The organism is Rhodococcus sp. no. 34, assembly GCF_054589475.1.
Map to the genome: position 1 here is coordinate 108,930 of NZ_BAAILK010000019.1, position 18,976 is coordinate 127,905.

General features: G+C 60.2%; 22 protein-coding genes. 7 read left to right on the forward strand and 15 right to left on the reverse strand.

The window, feature by feature from the left end:
- Positions 1-106: 106 nt before the first annotated feature.
- Both ACYP01_RS05220 and ACYP01_RS05225 read right to left on the reverse strand, forming a co-directional pair.
- A complete protein-coding gene (locus tag ACYP01_RS05220) occupies positions 107-1,225 on the reverse strand; it encodes a methyltransferase (RefSeq protein ID WP_007726077.1) in 1,119 nt (372 codons plus the stop codon).
- Between the two features lie 129 nt (positions 1,226-1,354).
- The gene (locus ACYP01_RS05225) at positions 1,355-2,470 is read right to left on the reverse strand and encodes a Glu/Leu/Phe/Val family dehydrogenase (RefSeq protein ID WP_007726076.1); all 1,116 of its coding nucleotides are present in this window, start codon (positions 2,468-2,470) and stop codon (positions 1,355-1,357) included.
- A gap of 219 nt (positions 2,471-2,689) precedes the next feature.
- Here ACYP01_RS05225 and ACYP01_RS05230 point away from each other — a divergent pair, with 219 nt between their 5' ends.
- Positions 2,690-3,202, forward strand: a complete 513-nt coding sequence (locus tag ACYP01_RS05230; protein ID WP_003941343.1) for an Lrp/AsnC family transcriptional regulator — start codon at positions 2,690-2,692, stop codon at positions 3,200-3,202.
- 46 nt (positions 3,203-3,248) lie between these two features.
- On the forward strand, positions 3,249-3,710 hold the full coding sequence (locus ACYP01_RS05235) for a 6,7-dimethyl-8-ribityllumazine synthase (protein WP_003941401.1): 462 nt from the start codon (positions 3,249-3,251) through the stop codon (positions 3,708-3,710).
- 56 nt (positions 3,711-3,766) lie between these two features.
- Here the strand turns inward: ACYP01_RS05235 and ACYP01_RS05240 are convergent, their stop codons facing one another.
- Both ACYP01_RS05240 and ACYP01_RS05245 read right to left on the reverse strand, forming a co-directional pair.
- A complete protein-coding gene (locus ACYP01_RS05240) occupies positions 3,767-3,946 on the reverse strand; it encodes a hypothetical protein (protein ID WP_459678833.1) in 180 nt (59 codons plus the stop codon).
- A gap of 212 nt (positions 3,947-4,158) precedes the next feature.
- Complete coding sequence (locus ACYP01_RS05245; RefSeq protein ID WP_082893221.1) at positions 4,159-4,653, reverse strand: DUF3558 domain-containing protein; 495 nt, start codon at positions 4,651-4,653, stop codon at positions 4,159-4,161.
- Between the two features lie 213 nt (positions 4,654-4,866).
- Between ACYP01_RS05245 and ACYP01_RS05250 the strand changes: the two genes are divergently transcribed.
- The 3 genes from ACYP01_RS05250 to ACYP01_RS05260 all read left to right on the forward strand — a co-directional run bounded on the left by ACYP01_RS05250 (position 4,867) and on the right by ACYP01_RS05260 (position 8,412).
- A complete protein-coding gene (locus ACYP01_RS05250; protein ID WP_003941369.1) occupies positions 4,867-6,543 on the forward strand; it encodes an NAD(P)/FAD-dependent oxidoreductase in 1,677 nt (558 codons plus the stop codon).
- A gap of 9 nt (positions 6,544-6,552) precedes the next feature.
- Positions 6,553-7,989, forward strand: coding sequence for an ATP-binding protein (locus tag ACYP01_RS05255; protein WP_459678835.1), 1,437 nt, complete (start codon positions 6,553-6,555; stop codon positions 7,987-7,989).
- Positions 7,990-8,058: 69 nt separating this feature from the next.
- The gene (locus ACYP01_RS05260; RefSeq protein WP_003941317.1) at positions 8,059-8,412 is read left to right on the forward strand and encodes a UBP-type zinc finger domain-containing protein; all 354 of its coding nucleotides are present in this window, start codon (positions 8,059-8,061) and stop codon (positions 8,410-8,412) included.
- Position 8,413: 1 nt separating this feature from the next.
- Here ACYP01_RS05260 and ACYP01_RS05265 read toward each other — a convergent pair whose 3' ends face one another.
- Both ACYP01_RS05265 and ACYP01_RS05270 read right to left on the reverse strand, forming a co-directional pair.
- Entirely contained in the window at positions 8,414-8,740 is a 327-nt protein-coding gene (locus ACYP01_RS05265; protein WP_003941339.1) for a hypothetical protein, read from the reverse strand.
- A 41-nt stretch (positions 8,741-8,781) separates the two neighbouring features.
- Positions 8,782-9,288: a DUF3558 family protein gene (locus tag ACYP01_RS05270; RefSeq protein ID WP_037129494.1), complete on the reverse strand. Its 507-nt coding sequence runs from the start codon at positions 9,286-9,288 to the stop codon at positions 8,782-8,784.
- A gap of 164 nt (positions 9,289-9,452) precedes the next feature.
- Here ACYP01_RS05270 and ACYP01_RS05275 point away from each other — a divergent pair, with 164 nt between their 5' ends.
- Positions 9,453-10,508, forward strand: a complete 1,056-nt coding sequence (locus ACYP01_RS05275) for a 2,3-butanediol dehydrogenase (protein WP_003941279.1) — start codon at positions 9,453-9,455, stop codon at positions 10,506-10,508.
- On the opposite strand, the gene ACYP01_RS05280 is transcribed toward ACYP01_RS05275, so the two are convergent.
- From ACYP01_RS05280 to ACYP01_RS05290, 3 genes are all read right to left on the reverse strand, one after another.
- The gene (locus ACYP01_RS05280) at positions 10,498-10,821 is read right to left on the reverse strand and encodes a 4Fe-4S dicluster domain-containing protein (RefSeq protein WP_007726052.1); all 324 of its coding nucleotides are present in this window, start codon (positions 10,819-10,821) and stop codon (positions 10,498-10,500) included. The genes ACYP01_RS05275 and ACYP01_RS05280 overlap by 11 nt on opposite strands.
- Positions 10,818-12,407, reverse strand: coding sequence for an FAD-dependent oxidoreductase (locus tag ACYP01_RS05285; RefSeq protein WP_003941355.1), 1,590 nt, complete (start codon positions 12,405-12,407; stop codon positions 10,818-10,820). The genes ACYP01_RS05280 and ACYP01_RS05285 overlap by 4 nt, the downstream gene beginning before the upstream one ends.
- Positions 12,408-12,531: 124 nt before the next feature.
- A complete protein-coding gene (locus tag ACYP01_RS05290) occupies positions 12,532-12,777 on the reverse strand; it encodes a hypothetical protein (RefSeq protein ID WP_223257939.1) in 246 nt (81 codons plus the stop codon).
- A 223-nt stretch (positions 12,778-13,000) separates the two neighbouring features.
- On the opposite strand from ACYP01_RS05290, the gene ACYP01_RS05295 reads away from it, so the two are divergent.
- On the forward strand, positions 13,001-13,381 hold the full coding sequence (locus tag ACYP01_RS05295; RefSeq protein WP_003941392.1) for a helix-turn-helix domain-containing protein: 381 nt from the start codon (positions 13,001-13,003) through the stop codon (positions 13,379-13,381).
- Here the strand turns inward: ACYP01_RS05295 and ACYP01_RS05300 are convergent.
- From ACYP01_RS05300 to ACYP01_RS05325, 6 genes are all read right to left on the reverse strand, one after another.
- A complete protein-coding gene (locus ACYP01_RS05300; RefSeq protein WP_003941315.1) occupies positions 13,378-15,171 on the reverse strand; it encodes an AMP-dependent synthetase/ligase in 1,794 nt (597 codons plus the stop codon). The genes ACYP01_RS05295 and ACYP01_RS05300 overlap by 4 nt on opposite strands.
- Positions 15,168-15,611, reverse strand: coding sequence for a MarR family winged helix-turn-helix transcriptional regulator (locus ACYP01_RS05305; protein ID WP_007726042.1), 444 nt, complete (start codon positions 15,609-15,611; stop codon positions 15,168-15,170). The genes ACYP01_RS05300 and ACYP01_RS05305 overlap by 4 nt, the downstream gene beginning before the upstream one ends.
- Before the next feature lie 103 nt (positions 15,612-15,714).
- The gene (locus ACYP01_RS05310) at positions 15,715-15,846 is read right to left on the reverse strand and encodes a putative transporter small subunit (RefSeq protein ID WP_003941363.1); all 132 of its coding nucleotides are present in this window, start codon (positions 15,844-15,846) and stop codon (positions 15,715-15,717) included.
- Between the two features lie 27 nt (positions 15,847-15,873).
- A complete protein-coding gene (locus tag ACYP01_RS05315) occupies positions 15,874-17,526 on the reverse strand; it encodes a sodium:solute symporter family transporter (protein WP_459678864.1) in 1,653 nt (550 codons plus the stop codon).
- 224 nt (positions 17,527-17,750) lie between these two features.
- Entirely contained in the window at positions 17,751-18,026 is a 276-nt protein-coding gene (locus tag ACYP01_RS05320; protein WP_459678839.1) for a hypothetical protein, read from the reverse strand.
- Between the two features lie 555 nt (positions 18,027-18,581).
- A partial coding sequence (locus ACYP01_RS05325) for a type 1 glutamine amidotransferase domain-containing protein (protein ID WP_459678840.1) occupies positions 18,582-18,976 on the reverse strand: 395 nt, incomplete at its 5' end.

The following is an 18,976-nucleotide window of genomic DNA, read 5'->3' on the forward strand; positions in this document are numbered from 1 at the left end:
CCTCCGGAGTGCGTGACGATGTGCGACTGCGAAGAAAGCTAGACCCGATTTGTTACTCGTTCATTACCATTTCATGGCAAGGAAATACCGCTGACTGAGAATGAATTCAGCGACGGCGAAGCCGCCACAGCGACGTCGTCTCTCGTGCCCGGGCAGCGTGAAGCGCATCGGTTCGGTCACTGACCTTTGCGTGCGTCGGTTTGACGTCCATGCGATCGACAACAGTGAGCCCACCGGCCGCAATCAGATCGTGCAGTTCGGATCGCGTTCGGAGACCGAGGTGTTCGGCAATGTCCGAGAGGATCAGCCACGCTTCTCCCCCGTCGTCCAGATGCGCTGCGACACCAGTCAGGAAGCCCTTCAGCATCGCTCCAGCGGGGTCGTAGACGGCGTATTCGATGGGCGAGGTGGCCTTGGCCGGAATCCAGGGAGGATTGCAGACCACCAACGGAGCGATGCCTTCGGGAAAGAGGTCTGCTTCCACCACATTCACCTGATCGCCGTAGCCAAGCCGCGACAGGTTGGTGCGCGCGCATTGCAATGCCCGGGGGTCCTGGTCGGTGGCCGTCACCGTCTGAACTCCACGCAGCGCCAGGACGGCAGCAAGAACGCCGGTGCCGGTGCCGATGTCGAAAGCCGATTCCGTCGACGGCAGTGGCGCAGACGCGACAAGATCGACATACTCCCCGCGGACGGGTGAGAACACTCCGAAGGCGGGATGCACTCGTGCGTCGAGAGCCTCGATGAAAACACCTTTGCGGTGCCACTCGTGAGCGCCGATCGCGCCGAGGATGTCACGCAACGAGCGAACCGAAGGCTCACCGGTAATCCCGAAAGCTTCGGTCAACGCGACTTGCGCGTCCGGGGCTCGCCGGAGTGGAATCGACAGATCTGCATCCAAGGGAATGAGCAGCATGCCGAGGATCTGCGCGCGGCGTCCTTGGGTCTGCCGGTGGAGATGGAAGGCTTTGGCTGGGTCGTCGGACGCTCGGCGCGGCTTGCGGTCGATGCGCGACGCGACGGCCTTCGACAGTTGGCGAGCGTTCTGAAAATCTCCGCGCCACAACAACGCCGTGCCTTCGCATGCCAAGCGATAGGCGTCGTCGGCCTTCATCGTGTCGTCGGCGACAACGATGCGCTTGGGCACCGGGGCATTGCTCGTCGAACCCCAACGGGCCGATTGCTCGACGTCGTTCTCGGTCCACACTGCGAATTGTTCAGTCATGTAAGCCCTTCCGGCGTCCGACGCATAGCGGCCGGTCTACCGGCTGATGTGGTCCAGATCTGCAAAATCTGCTCGTCTGGTGTCCACACTAGTCGGGACCGGCCGCGCTACATGACTGCGAGAGGGATGTCAGCCCTTGGCTACGCGAGCTGCCTCGGCGATCCGAGCCTCGGCGACCGCGTCAGCAGCCTCGCCGGCGAGGATTCCGTCGTTCTTCGACTTCGCGAAGATCTCGGTGACCGTGTCGAAGATCTTCTCGACCTTGAGCTTGACCTCTTCGGCCGAGTTGCCCTTCAGCTCGCCGGCAACCTGGATGAGGCCGCCGCCGTTGGCGACGTAATCGGGGGTCCAGGTGATGCCGCGGTCGCGGAGGATGTTCTCGACCTCGGGCACGGTGAGCTGGTTGTTGGCAGCGCCGCAGACAACCTCGGCCTTGATCGAGCGTGCGGTCGTGTCGGTGAGTGTTGCGCCCATCGCACACGGTGCGTAAACGTCGAGATCGGCGTCGATGATGCTGTCGACGATGCTCACCTGCGGGAAGTCAGCCTTGACACGGTCGAGCGCTGCGGCGTTGACGTCGGTCGCGAGAACGGTTGCGCCGTCTGCGAGGAGGAGCTTGATCAGCTCGTAGCCGACCTTGCCTGTGCCCTCGACACCAACAGTCTTGCCTGCGAGCGACGGAGTGCCCCAATGCGACTGTGCCGCGGCGCGCATCGACTGGAATACGCCGAGGGCCGTCATCGGAGCGCTGTCGCCGGAACCGCCGACCGTAGCGTTGCGGCCGACGACGAAGTCGGTGTTGCGACCGATGATGTCGAGATCGTTGGAGTTGGTTCCGACGTCACCAGCGGTGATGTAGCGGCCACCGAGGGTCTGGACGAATTTTGCGTAGGCGCCGAGCAATTCGTCGGTCTTGGCCGTTGCGGGGTCGCCGATGATGACAGCCTTGCCGCCGCCGAGGTCGACGCCGGCAACCGCAGCCTTGTAGGTCATGCCGCGCGAGAGGCGCAAAACGTCTGTGACTGCGGCAGATTCGTCGGAGTACGGGTAGAAGCGCGTTCCGCCGAGCGCGGGACCGAGCGTCGTGGAGTGGATGGCGACGATGGCCTTGAGGCCGCTCGCGGGATCCTGGAAGAAGCTCACCTGCTCGTGGGGGTAATCGCGCAGGTAGTCGGCGCGATCGAACACGCCCGCAGTGTCGTCATGGGAAACAACAGAGTTCACGGGCTCGGCGGTGAGAGTCATTGTGGGATAGACCTTTCCGAAGGATAAACGGGGTGCAGTCGAAACATTGGGACGAAATGGGCGTTGGGTACCATTGGGGACATATAACCCAAAGAGAATCCCGCTGAGCAATTCGTGGAACCAATGCTCTGCCTGAGCTACGATTTGGTCAATGCAAATCTCTTGAACTAGTCAATTCGATCATCCAGTGACCCATATCACTGAGGAGAGGTTCACAAAGTGCTCAGCATCGACAAGCTCGACGTCCAGTTGCTCGGACTGCTCAGCAAGGACTCGAGGATGAGTGTGGCCGAGTTGGCCAACTCGTTGGGCGTCGCCCGCAACACCGTCCAGTCGCGAATGAAGCGCATGGAATCCAACGGACTTCTCACCGGGTTTCGGCCGAATCTCAATCTCCCCGAGGTCGGTATCCCGATTCAGGCATTTGTCGGTCTGGAACTCGAGCAGGGCAAGATCAGCGCAGTCGCTCGGAGTCTGACCGAGTTGCCCGAGGTGATCGAAATTCACGCGACGACCGGTCGCGAGGATTTGCTCGTTCGCGTCGCCACCTCGACGCACGCGGCCCTGCAGAAGTTGGCCGAGCAGATCGTGTCACTTCCAGGCGTCACGCATTCGACCACGACCATCGCTCTGACCAATCCCCTTCCGTATCGAATTCAGCCTCTCCTCGAGCACCTCACCAATGACGCCGGCTGGGGTCGTTCGACCGCCTTCCCCCGTCAGCAGGACTAGGACGGGTGGTCGCGTCGATGCTTCCCAGTGCGCTAGTTTCATGGTTATGAGTGAGATCCAGGGACAGCGCATCGCGTTCATTCAGGCGACGTGGCATCGCAACATCGTCGACCGTGCACGCGACGGATTCACCGACGCGATCGTCGAGCTCGGCTACCCCAAGGACACGGTTGATTTCTTCGAGGTACCGGGAGCCTTCGAGATCCCCCTGCACGCCCGGCGGTTGGCCAAGACCGGCCGCTACCAGGCGATCGTTGCCGCAGGTCTGGTCGTCGACGGCGGTATCTACCGGCATGACTTCGTGGCGACGGCTGTCATCGACGGTCTGATGCGCGTGCAGCTCGACACCGACGTTCCGGTCTTCTCGGTGGTCTTGACGCCGCATCACTTCCACGAGCACGCCGAGCACGTCGACTACTTCAGCACGCATTTCGTGAAGAAGGGCGCCGAGGCTGCTCGCGCGGTCGACGCCACCGTCAAGTCGTTGAAGGCCCTGCCCACCAGCTAGTCGTTACCCAAGTCTCGCTGAGTCGAATGCCATCGGCTCAGCGAGATTTTTTGTGTCTATCGAGGGGTGTCGACGCTTGCCAGTGCGGAGGCATTCGAGTCGTCGACTTCGCCATAGCGGTCGACGCATTGCTGGAAGAAGTCCCGCAGCTCGGTGATTACAAGCGCATGACTGAGAAGAGACTTTTCGAGTGAATCGGCACCACCGGTGGCCTTTTGCGCAAACTTGCCAGCCATGTCTTTTCCCGACTGAAGTGTCCCAAAGCAGTCCAAGGCAGTAAGTCTGTTCAAGTTGCCTGCCATGTCTTGCAACTCGGCAAGAAGCCCCTCACACGCGACGGCAAGCTGTGCTGCAACATTTGGGTCGAGGTCAATGCTGTGGGCACTTGGAGTTCGAGAGGTATGGGTCTCAGACATTAGATCCTCAATTCGGCCGATAGAACACGTGTTTAACTGGGGAGACGTTGATCGAGGAGGTTCGCGTAATGTTGCGTGAGCTCGCATGTCGACCCTTCGGGCTTAAGAGCAAGTTTGGTATCGACGCTGAGCCAAATCGCCCCCTGCGCAGCAGGCAAGGCGACGAAACATCTGACAAGGTCGGCATCCGCCTGAAGATGGAACTCGACGCCGTTTCGCTGGCCGATCGTCACGGGCTTGAATCCCACGTAGTTCGGATTCTGTTTGGTGGTCTCGATGGAACTTTCGGTCGAAAAAATCGACAAGTAATACCAGGACTCAGTCCACGAACAGATTTTCCAACCCGGTTGCTCGACGCCGGCGATGTCAACTTCCTCGGTAGTCGGATCAAGCCCGACTTCTTCCAACACTGAGTCCGGAATGTCCTTGCATGGATCGAACAAACCCTCGTGGCCGGATGCAGGCTCAGCCGCCCCCTCCACGACTGAGCTGCATCCTGCCGCAGCCCACACCAACACCCCAGCCATGAGCAGTCGCCCAACCCCCACCGACCCCCGCATGACACCCCCTGTTGATGTGGACCCACTGTATTGGATGCACCGGAGGCTCGATCGGTTCCCGCAATCTTGAAATTCCCAGTTCAGGTTCGCCGGTTCACTCAGAGCGCATCTTCAGCGATTTACGCTCAGCTCAGCAGTCGCATACTGGAGAGGTTGACTACGACTTCGGGAAGGCACCGAGTGAGCGCACCGAAAGCCCCGGCCAAACCAGCGATCCTCAGCGTCGACGACGATCCTGGTGTTTCGCGTGCCGTCGTTCGAGACCTTCGCAAACGGTACGGAGAGAAGTACCGAATCATTCGTGCGGAGTCCGGCGACCAGGCTCTCGAGACCTTGCGTGAAATGAAACTTCGCGGCGATGCAGTCGCTGTCATCGTCGCCGATTACCGCATGCCTGGTTTGAGTGGAATCGAGTTCCTCGAACAGGCAATGGACCTGTATCCCGTAGCTCGGCGCGTTCTACTGACCGCCTACGCCGATACTGATGCTGCGATCGACGCCATCAACGTAGTCGACCTCGACCACTACCTCCTCAAGCCGTGGGATCCCCCGGAAGAGAAGCTGTACCCCGTCATCGATGCGCTGCTCGATGCCTGGGCAAGCTCGAGTCATCACCCCGCCGAGGAAACAAAGGTGATCGGCCATCGTTGGTCCGAGCGATCATCCGACGTTCGAGAGTTCTTGGCACGCAACCAACTTGCCTATCGCTGGTACATGTCGGACGAGCCGGAAGGCCAACGACTGCTCTCGGCTGCCGGTACCGACGAACTGCGGCTTCCCGTCGTCATCGCATCCAATGGGGATGTCCTCGTCGAGCCCACTGACGCCGAACTCGCCGACAAACTCGGGTTGAGTACTACTCTCTCCGAAGACTTTTACGATCTCGTTGTCATCGGCGGCGGCCCTGCGGGTCTGGGAGCTGCCCTGTACGGCGCTTCGGAGGGACTTCGGACGGTCCTCATCGAACGGCGAGCGACCGGCGGTCAGGCCGGCCAGAGTTCACGAATCGAGAACTACCTCGGCTTCCCCGACGGAGTTTCCGGCGCACAGTTGGCCGATCGGGCGAGGCGCCAGGCGACCAAGTTCGGCGCCGAGGTCATCACCGCTCGCGACGTCACCGGTTTGGAAATCAACGGCTCGGCCCGCACAGTACGTTTCGACGACGGTTCGTCGGTCGACGCCCATTCGGTCATCTTGGCGACCGGTGTTTCCTATCGCCAACTGTCGGCGCCGGGGCTCGATACCTACACCGGCCGAGGGGTTTACTACGGATCGGCCGTCACCGAAGCTGCACGGTGCAGCGAGCAGGATGTGTACATAGTCGGCGGCGCCAATTCGGCAGGGCAAGCTGCGGTCTATCTCTCCCGCGGAGCTAGGTCCGTCACCATTCTCATTCGCGGCAACTCGCTCGAAGCCTCGATGTCCTACTACCTGATTCAGCAGATCGAAAAGAATCCGAAGATCACCGTGCGCACGTGCACGGAGGTAGTCGGCGCTGAGGGTGACGATCACCTCGAACGAATCACACTGCGTAACAGAGCCACCGGAGAAGAAGACACTGTCAATGCTCAGTGGTTGTTCATCTTCATCGGTGCCGCTCCACTGACCGACTGGCTCGGAGACGTGGTGGTCCGCGACGGAAATGGCTTCGTTCTTGCCGGCCCGGACCTTCCGTCCGAAGGCGTCACCCCGGACGGGTGGCCGCTCGACCGCGCACCACATCATCTCGAAACCAGTGTCCCCGGAGTGTTTGTCGCCGGGGACGTACACGCCGAATCGGCCAAGCGCGTCGCGTCGGCCGTCGGAGAGGGCGCGATGGCCGTGATGTTCGTCCACCGCTATCTCGCTCAACAATAGGGAGATTCGATGTCCATTCCTGAATGCAGCCCAGACTTGCTTCGCACCCTGTTCCTGTTCGAGAAGCTCACCGACGATCAGCTCGAATCACTCTGCCAGGCAGGCCATATCACCGAGATCGATCGAGGTCAGGTCTACCTCGAAGGTGAGCCTGCCACCTGCTTCTACGTCCTCATCGAGGGCGAGGTGGTGCTGTCCAAGCTGTCGGGCGGCGAAGACATCGAGATCAACAGGACCACCCAGCGCGGCGTCTACTCGGGAGCCTGGACGGCGTATCTCGGCGATCGTGTACCGCAGGTCTACGCGGGGTCGATGCGAGTGACGACTCCTTCGACGTTTTTCGTCCTGGACGCCGACAAGTTCGGCAACGCGATGCGCGAGTGGTTTCCAATGGCGGTTCACCTACTCGAAGGTGTTTTCTTCGGCAAGAAGAACACTCAGCAGATCATCGATCAGCGAGAGCGACTCCTTGCACTCGGATCACTTTCGGCCGGGTTGACTCACGAGCTCAATAACCCTGCAGCCGCAGCGGTTCGAGCGACAGCCTCTTTGCGCGAGCGTGTCGCAGGCATGCGTCACAAACTGGGGATGGTTGCATCGGGCACCTACGACCGCGATGCCCTCGTCACTCTCATGCGACTTCAAGAGGAAGTTGCAGAAGTTGTCGCCAAGGCGCCGACGCTCACTCCCCTCGAAGCCTCGGATCGAGAGGATTCGTTGGGTGAATGGTTCGAGGATCATTCGATTCGAGAGGGTTGGGATCTGGCTCCGACCTTCGTGCAGGCTGGTCTCGATACCGCTTGGCTCGAGAATGTTGCTGCAGCCGTAGACGAGTCGGTGCTAGAAGGCGCAATTCGCTGGCTGAATTACACCATCGAATCCGAACTACTGATGAACGAGATCGCCGACTCCACAACGAGAATCTCGACGCTCGTCGGTGCGGCGAAACAGTATTCACAGATGGATCGCGCTCCCTTCCAGACCATCGATGTCCACGAATTGCTCGACAGCACGTTGATCATGTTGGGGCAAAAGATCGGAAGCGGAATCGAAGTCGTCAAGGAGTACGACCTTGCGTTGCCTCCGATCGACGCCTACGCCGCCGAACTCAATCAGGTGTGGACCAACCTGATCGACAATGCGGTGTCTGCCATGGACGGATCGGGAACACTCACCGTTCGGACAAGCCGCGATGGCGACCGCGTGTGCATCGAGATCTGCGACACCGGCGCCGGGATTCCCGATGACGTCATCGACAGGATCTTCGAACCCTTCTTCACGACTAAGCCTGTCGGTGAGGGAACCGGTCTCGGCCTTGATATTTCGTGGCGAATTGTGGTCGGCAAGCATCGTGGTGAGCTACGGGTCACGTCTGAGCCCGGTAACACCCGGTTCAGAGTTTTGTTGCCCATCGCGGGCCCACCGCGGGATACGCGCGACGACTAGCCACCTTGCACGGCCGGTAGGCAAAGCGCACGATGAAATGACCGACTTCAGTCAGCGAGAGGGTGGACCATGACCGACGGACTTCCAGCGGGGATCGATCCGAGCGTGCCGCCCAGTGGCGCGGGATGCGTTGAATGCGATGCGAGCGGCGGTTGGTGGGTGCACCTGCGTCGATGCGCGCAATGCGGTCACGTGGGGTGTTGCGACTCCTCACCGTCACAGCACGCAAGCAAGCATGCGGCCTCGACGAAGCATCCGTTCATGCAGAGCTACGAACCCGGTGAGGATTGGTTCTGGAGCTTCGAAACCAACGAGGCGTACGACGGACCTGAATTGGCGGCGCCCACTTCACATCCCGTAGATCAGCCGACCCCAGGGCCTAAGGGTCGTGTCCCGGCCGATTGGCAGCAACACATCCACTGACTCAGTTCGGTTGGTCGATCGACCTCAAAGTCGAGACGTTCGACGACTCCTGCTCGAATGCGTTGTCGATGCAGGCTTGAAACTGAGCCTGCATTGCCTCCACGACCGCGATATGACTCGCCAACACATCGACGAGCGCATCCGGGCCGCCAACCGCCTTTTCCTCGAACTTAACCTGCAGTGCCCGGGCGGATCCGAGAGTGCCGAAGCCTCCCACTTGCCCGAGATAGTTCGCATCGTCCGACAGTGACCTGAACAGCGAAATTAGATCATCACACGCCTTCGCCAGATCCTCTGCGACCCTCTTCTCCAGATACAAACCGGACATCACATACTCCAATTCACTACGAGTCGAATCTCTTCCGAGCGTTATTCGGGAAGCAGCGGTAACACGGTCAGACCGACCCGCTCAACCAGTTCACACGGAGTTTCGGGGCGCTGGTCACCGACTTTCGCACCCACTCGAATCATCGCCGTGGACTGAGCAGTCGCGAAGGCGATATTGCACGCGGTGTCCGCCTTGTCATTGTGTTCCTGGAACATCAGGACCTGTCGGCCGGCGAGTTGAATTCGATGTAGATCGCGCATCACCGGATTTGCTTCGACTTCCGCAAGCGAGTGTGTTGTGGAAGTCAGACGGAGGAAGAACCAAGATCCTTCCCACTTGCATATATTGAACCCATCGATATGGGTGTTGACTATGTCAACCTCTTTTGTTGCCGGGTCAACTCCGACTCTCTCCAATTCCTCATTGCTGAGAACCTCACACGGATCAAACATCCCAATCACATCGACAGGGAAAGCCTCGCCCTCGACGGTCGAGGAACAACCCCCAACCAACAGCGCGGCCGCGACCAGGACCACTGCAACCCTCACTCCCACAGCACTCCCCCTCGTTCGCGACCCGCTCACAGTATTGGACGCTCCCCAGCACAGATCGGTTCCACGACATTGCATTCCGTTGCAACCCTTCACCCACGCCGATAATCGGCCTAACGTCGATCTACCAGGGGATTCACAACGAAGTGAGGTGCGGATCAATGAAGGCAGCACGGTTCCACGGGCAGAAAGACATCCGGATCGAAGAGATCCCTGAGCCCGAATTGCGGCCAGGAACAGTCAAGCTGAAGGTCGCATGGTGCGGAATCTGCGGCACCGATCTCCACGAGTACCTCGAGGGACCGATCTTCATCTCCGCACCCGGACACCCGCATCCACTCTCACACGAGAATGCGCCGGTCACGATGGGCCACGAGTTCTCCGGCACCGTCGAAGAGGTCGGCGAAGGTGTCACGGACGTCGAGGTCGGCGAAAATGTTGTCGTCGAGCCGTACTTCGTCTGCAACGAGTGCGCCCCGTGCAAGGCGGGCAACTACCACCTGTGTACGAAGATGGGGTTCATCGGCTTGGCCGGCGGTGGTGGCGGGCTCAGTGAGAAGGTCGTCGTCGACCGTCGCTGGATCCACAAGATCGGCAACATCCCGCTCGATGAGGCAGCTCTCATCGAACCGTTGAGCGTCGCCCATCACGCAGTCGTACGCAGTGGTGCCGAAAGCGGCAACGTCGCCATCGTGGGCGGAGCCGGACCAATCGGACTCCTCGTTGCGGCAGTCCTCAAGGGTCTGGGTGTCACGACGATCGTCACTGAACTCAGCGAAGCCCGCAAGGCCAAGGCCCTCTCCAGTGGCGTGGCCGACTACGTCATCGATCCCACCACCGAAGACGTCAAAGCGCGCGTCCTCGAACTCAGCGGAGGCATCGGCGCAGACATCGGCTTCGAATGCGCAGGCGTCAACGCGGTCCTCGACACCATGCTCGACACGGTCAGGCCTGCTGGAGTTGTTGTCAACGTGTCGATTTGGGGCAAACCCGCGACCATCGACATGCAGAAGCTGGTCCTCAAGGAAATCGACCTACGCGGAACCATCGCGTACGTACGCGACCATGAAGCGGTCATCAAGATGGTCCAGGACGGTGTCGTCGATCTGGCGCCATTCATCACCGGTCGTATTCAGCTCGAAGAATTGATCTCCGAAGGATTCACCACTCTGATCGAGCACAACGACACTGCAGTCAAGATTCTCGTCAGGTCGTGACCGGACGGGGCACCTCCGGGCCCACCGCAGTCAGCGACCCAGGTGCCCGCCCCTTGCCCCATCCGATCTTCTCTCGGTAGCGGCCGATGTGATCGTCCTCGATCACATCGGCCGTTTCCAATGGTGTGGATTGCGGATGCACATACAACGCATCCGTCGGGCAATATGCCTCGCACATGAAGCAGGTCTGGCAATCCGATTGGCGCGCAATCACCGGGACACCCGACGGCGTCCGGTCGAAAACATCTGTGGGACAGACGTCTACGCACTTGTCGCAGCCGATGCAGTCAGGCGCAGAAACCAGCTCGATCATGACGCCACCAGTGCAGACCCGGCAGATTCAGAAGTTCGGGTCCACACCGCATCCAAACCGCCGGTAAGAACGTGATGGTGCTGCGTCACATCGAGTTCAGGATAATCGTCCCGCTTGCTCATTCCCCGAGTCTCGGTCCGCGCCAACGTCGAGTGATACATCCAGCGACCGACGGCCGTGATCGCGGCAGCCTGCCGCGCTGCCATCCGCCCTGCAGAATCCGCGCCCAGATCCGCACTCACTGCACCCCACAGCGATTCGAGCTCACCGAGCGCTGCGGATACTCGATCACCGCTGCGGAGGTAGTTCTTGTCGAAGGGAATCAGCTGCGCCTGAGCAGCTTTCACCACATAGTCGGCAGCAAACCCGGTTCGTGCCGGCTTACGCAATCCGACGGTTCCGGCTCCGCGTAGACCACTGGTAGCCCCGCGTCCGACCGACAGCGCATAGCGCGCAGCACCGGTTCCCGCCCACGAACCAGAAGACATCGCCCACGCGGCGTTGTGACTTCCCCCGCCGGTAAACCCTCCGCAGATTCGCTCTCGGGTCGCAGCGTCCCCGGCGGCAAACAGTCCTGGAACGGATGACGCGCAATCGTCGTCGACGACGTTGATTCCCCCAGTGCCGCGCACCGTGCCTTCAGCGAGCATGCCGACCTCGAATTTGTCGGTGAAGGGATCGATTCCGCGGCGATCGAATTGCAGGAAGAAGTTGGGTTGCCCCAGCCTCATTCGACGCTGCACCTCGGCGTCGGCCCGATCGATCTGCGCGAAGACCGGCTCGTTCCGCAACGTGCTGGCGATGACGGACCTCCCCTTCGCCGAACCGGCACCTTCGAGCACGCTTCCGTCTGCGTGAAAGAACGTCGCGTACGCGTAGTAAGCCGTCTTGGTGATCGTCGATCCGGCCGCCGCGATCCCGTACGCGTTCGAGAACTCCATTCCGGAGAACTCCGCTCCGACTTCCGCTGCCATCAATGCACCGTCACCGGTATCGACGTTGGTACCCAGCGCACCGGACAGAAACGCACAACCTCCGCTGGCGACCACTACCGCGCCTGCTGAGACGCGGTAGTCCTGATGTTCGTGACGCTGGTATCCGGCGACTCCGCGAACTCGGCCCTCACCGTCCACCAACAACTCCAGTGCCGGCGAATGGTCGAGGATCCGCACCCCGGCTCGACGAATCCAGGTGCGCATCCGTCGCATGTACTCAGGTCCCTGCAAGCCGGTACGGATCTGCTTGCCCGTGCTGGGGTCGACGGGGAACGGATATCTGCCCTCCACCGCGAGGAGATCCATGTTGGAGTAGGTCTGCTCGAGGACGCGGTCCATCCAATGGTGGTCGGCAAGATATCCGCCGAGCGCCTCACGACCGGCCTTCGCCCGCTCACGGGCAGTCGTATCCGGTTCGACGTACCAAACACCTGTTCCGGAGGGGGCCGTTGCGCCGCTCGTTCCGCAGTAGCCCTTGTCGACCAGGACGACGTCTGCACCGGCCTTGGCCGCGCGCAACGCTGCCCATGCGCCGGCGGGGCCACCACCGATCACCAATACATCGGTGGAGAGTTCGAGGACGTCCGTCACTGGCCAGCTCCTGTCAGAGGTCTACGCAACACTTCTGTTGCCGCAATATTCCTCGAACGAACTACCCAGCGCCACAGTCAGAATCACTGTGAACTCAACCAGTCACCGCCGCATCGACAGAGCGCTACGACGCTTCCCGCTCCTCGTCGGTGCACAACGCGGAGTACTTGGCGAAGGCTTCCTGCAAGGTCAGCGATTTACGTCGCTCGGTGATGTCGCGGGGCTTTCCCTGCACAACACATCGACGAGCATGTTCGATCACAGCTTCACGTATGACGCTGGAAATGTCCGCGCCCGTGAGCTCTTGGAGGGTCTCTAGGGCCCTCAGTTCCTCTACGTCGAATCTCACCGTTACCGATCGTCTAGCCACGCTCAGGATGTTACTTGCGGGTACACCAAATTTGGTGAGTTACATATGCGTCGAGTCGAATATCTTTGGGCGCCAAAACCTTCGAATTCCGATCTACGTGGGTAAATAGTTTCCCACTCACGGCACTCATGTAATGCAACGCACACGGCGCTAGCCAGCGTGCCGACGGACACTGTCGCTGTCTATGCTTGCGAAACACTGCCTTCGATCGGAGATATACCGCGTGAGCATCGACCACATCGTTTCCGCAGTCGACGGCGACGCTGCCGAGCGAATCAAAACGGCCCTGGCCGAGAGAGCCGCAACCTCGACGGACACGACCACGCTGGTGTTCGACGGCGTGAGCATCGAGATTCCGCCATCGGTCGGCGACGCCGTCGTGCAGCTCCTGACCTACCTCGCTGCCGGCGACAGCGTCGCCCTCGGGCCCGTCGCAGAGCTCCTCACCACCTCGCAGGCAGCAGAGATCCTCGGCGTTTCGGACACGTATGTACGCAAACTCGCCGACGCCGGGAAACTCCCGATCGAACTACGCGGCACCCACCGCAGGTTCCGCCTCGACGACGTGATGGCTTACCGCGAGCAGTTCCCCAAACGCGCCTAGCTCTTCGCGTACATTCCTTCGATCTCATTCGAGAACCGATCGACGACGACATTGCGCTTGATCTTGAGCGTCGCTGTCATCTCACCGTCTTCCTCGGTCAGATCGCGATCGAGAATGACGAACTTCTTGATCGACTCCGCATGCGAGACAGCGGCATTGGCGTCGTCGACGGCCTTCTGAAGCTCCGCGCGAAGGTCCTTGTCATCGCGCAGCTCAGCGACGGTGGCGCCGGAAGGTTTGCCGTTCTCCGACTTCCACTTCTCGAACACCTCAGGGTCGACTGTTAACAGCGCCGTGATGTAGGTCTTCCCGTCGCCGACGACAACTGCCTGCGAGACGATGGAATGCGAACGGATACGGTCTTCCATCGGGCCGGGCGAGACGTTCTTGCCGCCCGCCGTCACCAGAAGATCCTTCTTGCGTCCGGTGATGGAAAGGTAACCGTCGCTGTCGAGTTCACCGAGATCCCCGGTGCGCATCCAGCCGTTGACGAACGTCTCTTCGGTGGCCTTGTCGTTCTTCCAGTAGCCCTTGAAAACAACCCCGCCGTTGAGTTCGATCTCGCCGTCCTCGGCGATGCGAACCCCGTTGCCGCCCATCGGCTGTCCGACGGTTCCGATCTTCTGAGCACCCGGGACGTTGACACAGTGCGCCGCAGTGGTTTCGGTGAGACCGTAACCCTCGTAGATCGGAACTCCCAGCCCGCGGAAGAAGTGCCCCAACTCAGGAGTGAGGGCGCCGCCGCCGGAGATCGCGAACCAGCATTCGCCGCCGAGAGCTTCACGAAGCTTCGAGTACACCAGCTTGTCTGCCACTGCGTGCTTCGCCTTCAAGATCAGCGAGGGACCGCCTTTGTCGAGAGCTTGGCTGTACTTCTTCGCGGTGGCTTCGGCGAAGGCGAAGATCGCGCCGGGAATCTTTCCACCGGATTCCGCCTTGCGTGCTGCGCCGTCACGAACTTTTTCGAAGACACGCGGAACACCGAGGATGGTGTTGGGCTTGTACCGCTCGAATTGAGTTGTGATGGTGGCAAAGTCAGACCAGTGCGCCTGCGACGCACCAGCTTCGAACGTCGCGAGGGACACCGCGCGGGCCAGTACGTGCGCGAGCGGCAAGAAGGTCAGGACTCGGTTTCCCGGAACCGCCACCTTGCCGATCGATGCCGTGAGAATCCCGCGCACCTCGGACAGGAAGTTGCGGTGCGTGAGGATGCATCCCTTGGGACGGCCTGTCGTGCCGGAGGTGTAGACGAGTGACGCAAGATCGTCGGCCTTGATGCCCGCGAGCCGCTTCTTCAGCTCGGTGTCGTCAACGTCGGCACCCTGTGCGGTCAACTTCTCCACAGCGCCGTCGTCGATCTGCATGACGGCTTTGAGCGTGCTTGGCGCGTCCTGAAACAGCTGCTCGTGCGCGCCGGTTTCGACGATCGCGATGACGGCCTCGGAGTCTTCGAGGATCCAGCTGACCTGGCCCTGAGACGACGAATCGTAGATCGGGACGGTAGCCGCGCCGGCAGCCCAGATGGCGAAGTCGAAGAGCGTCCACTCGTATCGGGTCGCGGAGAGGAGTGCGACGCGGTCGCCTGCCTGCACGCCAGCGGCGATGAGACCGTTTGCGACGCCGGTGACCTGCTCGGCGAACTCTTTGGCTGTGACGTCTACCCAACCCTCGCCCTTGGGGCGGGAGAACACCGTCAAATCTGGTGTGCGCTCGGCGTGCGCGAAGACGGTGTGCACCACGGACTCGTTGTCGGAGATGGTGAACTGGGCTTTGGCGCTGTACTCACTCACAGGGTGTCATCTCCGTTGGTCTGCGATTCGATGCTGATTCTGAAGCGGTGGAGTGCGCGGGCGAAGTCTGCGACCTCGGACTCGGTCCAATCGTGCAGCCTGCCGGCGACTTGGTCGAGCCGACGCGCGTCGGCGGCGTCGAGGTATTTGCGGCCAGCCTCCGTGAGATGCAGCGGATTGCCCTGACGAACGGATCCCGGATCGGCATACACCCAGCCAGCCTCGATGCACCCGCGCACTTGGCGCGAGATGGTCGAACGATTGACGCCGAAGACTTCGGAGATCTCCGTGGCCTTACAGCCGTCGTTGCGGCCGATGAAGGAGAGGAAGGAATGCTGCGCGATCGACGGGTGGTCATCGGAATGCCGATCCCCCGTCATCAGCTGCCGCGTGAGGTGCACCAGCTCGTCATGAACAGCTGGTGGACCGGTGAGCGCCATTGCTCCGTCGTGTTGCACTGGGCAACTATAACGCTGCCCCCAGTCCCGATTGCAATATGACCGCCGCCACCGACAAGAAGTCCGTCGGTGGCGGCGTGAAAAGTTAGACCAGGTCCTCACCGTTGCGGCGAGCAGTTGCCCAATCCTTGAAGAATCCCTTGCTGATGACTCCCAGCACGACCAAGACCAACGCCGGCCAGATCAGAACATAAATGGTCAGTAGAGCTGTACTCATTCGTATTCCTTCCACTTGTCTCGACGGTTACTTTCCGGACGCTCCCACGGCAGGAAGCTCGTCATCGTCGAAGTCTCCCGTCCGCTGCTTGATCAGTTCGAAATCGAACGTCTCACGCTGATTGACGGACATCGCAAAGCACACGACGGTACTGACGGCATAGGCCACCAAAGATCCGCTGAGCGTTGGGTAGTCGTGGAGGAAGCCGATTGCGAACGGCGCGGACAGCACGATCGCCAGGCCACCGACGATCTGCGCAACCTTCAGGCCGAAGAATCCAAATGCCATGAGCCCCAGCACCACTCCGATACCGACCACGGCAACGATGTCGGAGAAGATCCCGAACATCCCATCCATCGGCACCCAACTGAATCGGACGGGCAAGAAGGCTGCAAGCGCCACCAGCACCGACACAGTGAAGGCCTTGTTGGTGACCTTTCCCCAATAGAAGCTCGCGATAACCGGGAACACCAGCGCGCCCCACAGCGCGCCGACGAACACCAACAGATCAAGAATGCTCAGTTGCAGACTTGCCAAGGAGATAGCCGCCGCCGTGGCAACTATCATCGTTACTCGGCCGATGAGCAGCATCCGTCGAGGGTTCGCATTGGCCTTGCCTGCGACGGCTTGGCCGTAAACGTCGGTCATCACGATGGATGAGAGCGCAGCAAGGTCCGAGTCTGCCGTCGATGACAGCGCGCCGATGATCATGACAAAGAAGACGGCCAGCAAAATTCCGGGCAGGTACGACGCGGCCATCTGCGGAATCAGATTGTTGACGTCACCATCCATCGGCTCGATTCCGAGGTATAGAGCGAGAACACCCAGCATTCCGACCCCAATGACCGTTGCGCCGTATCCGACGGTTGCGGTGATGAAGGTGGGCTTGATCAGGTCTTCGCGGACCGCGAACAGACGTTGGGCAATGGTCTGGTTGCCGATTGCGTAGGCAAGAACTGCTGCGATGTACGGCGCGCCCTGCTCGAAGAAGGCAACGCTCGAGAAGAAGTTGCCCTGCTCAGCAGTGAGGTTGCCTGCCCCGGATTCGAAGGCTGCCGGGAACCCTGCCGCAAAGAAGATGAACGGCACCAAAACCGCTACCGCACCGAGCATTCCGATCAGCTGAACGAAGTCGGTCAACACCGAAGCGCGGAAGCCCGACCACAGTGTGTACAGCAAAACGCCCAGCGCAACGATGAACACACCCTGGATGAAGTTGAACGGCGAAAGTAACGCGATCAGCAGACCACCAGCGAGGAAGTTCGACATCAAACTGATGAGACTGCCGACGATATTGGAACCCGCGAGCATCAGCTGACTCGAGCGTCCGTGCCGCGCGTACATGACCTCAGCCAGCGTGTGGGCTTTCGGTGCCACTTTACGAATTCGCTGGCCGAACGGATAAATGAAGAGAATCATCAACGCGCCCCACAAACCGTAGTGAATGGGGCCGGAGATTCCGTAGGTGTAACCAGAAGTGGCAGATGCATACATCGACGACGCCCAAATACAGGTGGCCGTCATACTCGCGGCCGAAACACCAAATCCTAACTTATTTCCGGCGGTCATAAAACCGTCGGCATTTTCCTGCTTCTTTCCGATACGAAGAGCAATCAGAAATGTTCCACCATAAAAAGCAACAAGCAGTGAAACAATTACCAAGGTACTGAACTGGACCATGTCGGACCCCGTCACATGCCACATCCTTCGCACATAATCGGCAGAACAAAGCACAAAACCCCTGTTCAGGAGCTTTGCGCTTCGTTTCTGCACGCCCTAGGAGCGACCGTCATACCAACACCGGTCACATATTCAATTGACTAGCAACACGCACTTCGTCTTTTCGGAAACCCAACCTCCACAAAATAATTCTTCTGCGCAAGCTTTTGGCTCGACCACGCAATTCAACAACTGAGAATCGACCATAGCATGATGGCAATTTCGAACAAAACTCCGATATTTTCCCACCCGAATTTTTTCGCCTGCTGGCAAAGGAGAATCGCGTCGGCATGAGGGGGCCGGAGTGCCACCCCTGGGCCGAGAAAATTTCGGCGGGAGCGTGCGAGTGACGAAAATTTCTCGGAGCCATCGGCCGGCGCTTGCGCCGCCAGGGGTTGCGCGCAGGTCACCGCCGACAAGAATCGGAAGGCCAGAAGGAGAACAATAAAGATGTTCTTCATCAGGACGCAGCGCAGCGGAGTTCGTTTCGGGGGACACCGAAGGTGGCCGGCCGCCGGGCAGGCGTGAATACGAGCTCCGGCGACGCAACATCGCCAGCCCACTCGCCGACGTTCGAGGACCCGCGGGTCGCACTCGTGCCATCGCTGCCGCGATCCGTATCGGGATCGAACAGAACTTGGACGTCGACACGGTCGAAGAGCGCATCGCTGCGGCCGAGGCTGCAGGACGTCCGCTCTCACTCTGGTAGCGACGCTGCCACTCGATACTGACGGTGTACGTTTACTGGCTACGTACTTAGTTACCGTGCAAAAACTTTCGTCTCTAGACCGACATATTATAAGTTATCGGAGAAATATTTCGGATGGTTTTCTGCTGAGCTACAACAGTTTGGCTCTTCTCGAATGAATCGACATGAACCTGTCAGTTAGGGCAATTTGACAGCGCCGCAACCGAGACCGTGCACGCCGGGCTGGGCAGCTAGTCGCCATCTGCGTTGAGCACACAATCTCGACGCCCCTCCGTTCGGTCCAGGACGGTCGCCATCGAGAGCTCCGCTAGGCCTTCAGCAGGAGGTCTGCAATTTTCTCTGCGGTTTCCTTTGCGGATCCTGGGTTCTGGCCGGTGACGAGGTTTCCGTCGACGACTGCGTAGGACACGAAGGGCAGTTTCGCCTTTTCGTACAGTGCGCCACGCGCTTTGGCTTTTTCCTCGGCGTTGTAGGGTACGAGTTTGTCGACGCGGGCGAGTTTTTCCTCGCGCCAGGCGAATCCGGTGAGTTTGCGGCCGGCGATGAGGTAGCTGCCGTCGGACAGTGTGGTGTCGAGAAGTCCGCAGTACCCGTGGCACACCGACGACACGATCCCGCCGCGTTCGAAGATTTCCCGGGTGATGCGTTGCAAACCTTCGCTACCGGGAAAGTCGTACATGACTGCATGCCCGCCGGTGAAGA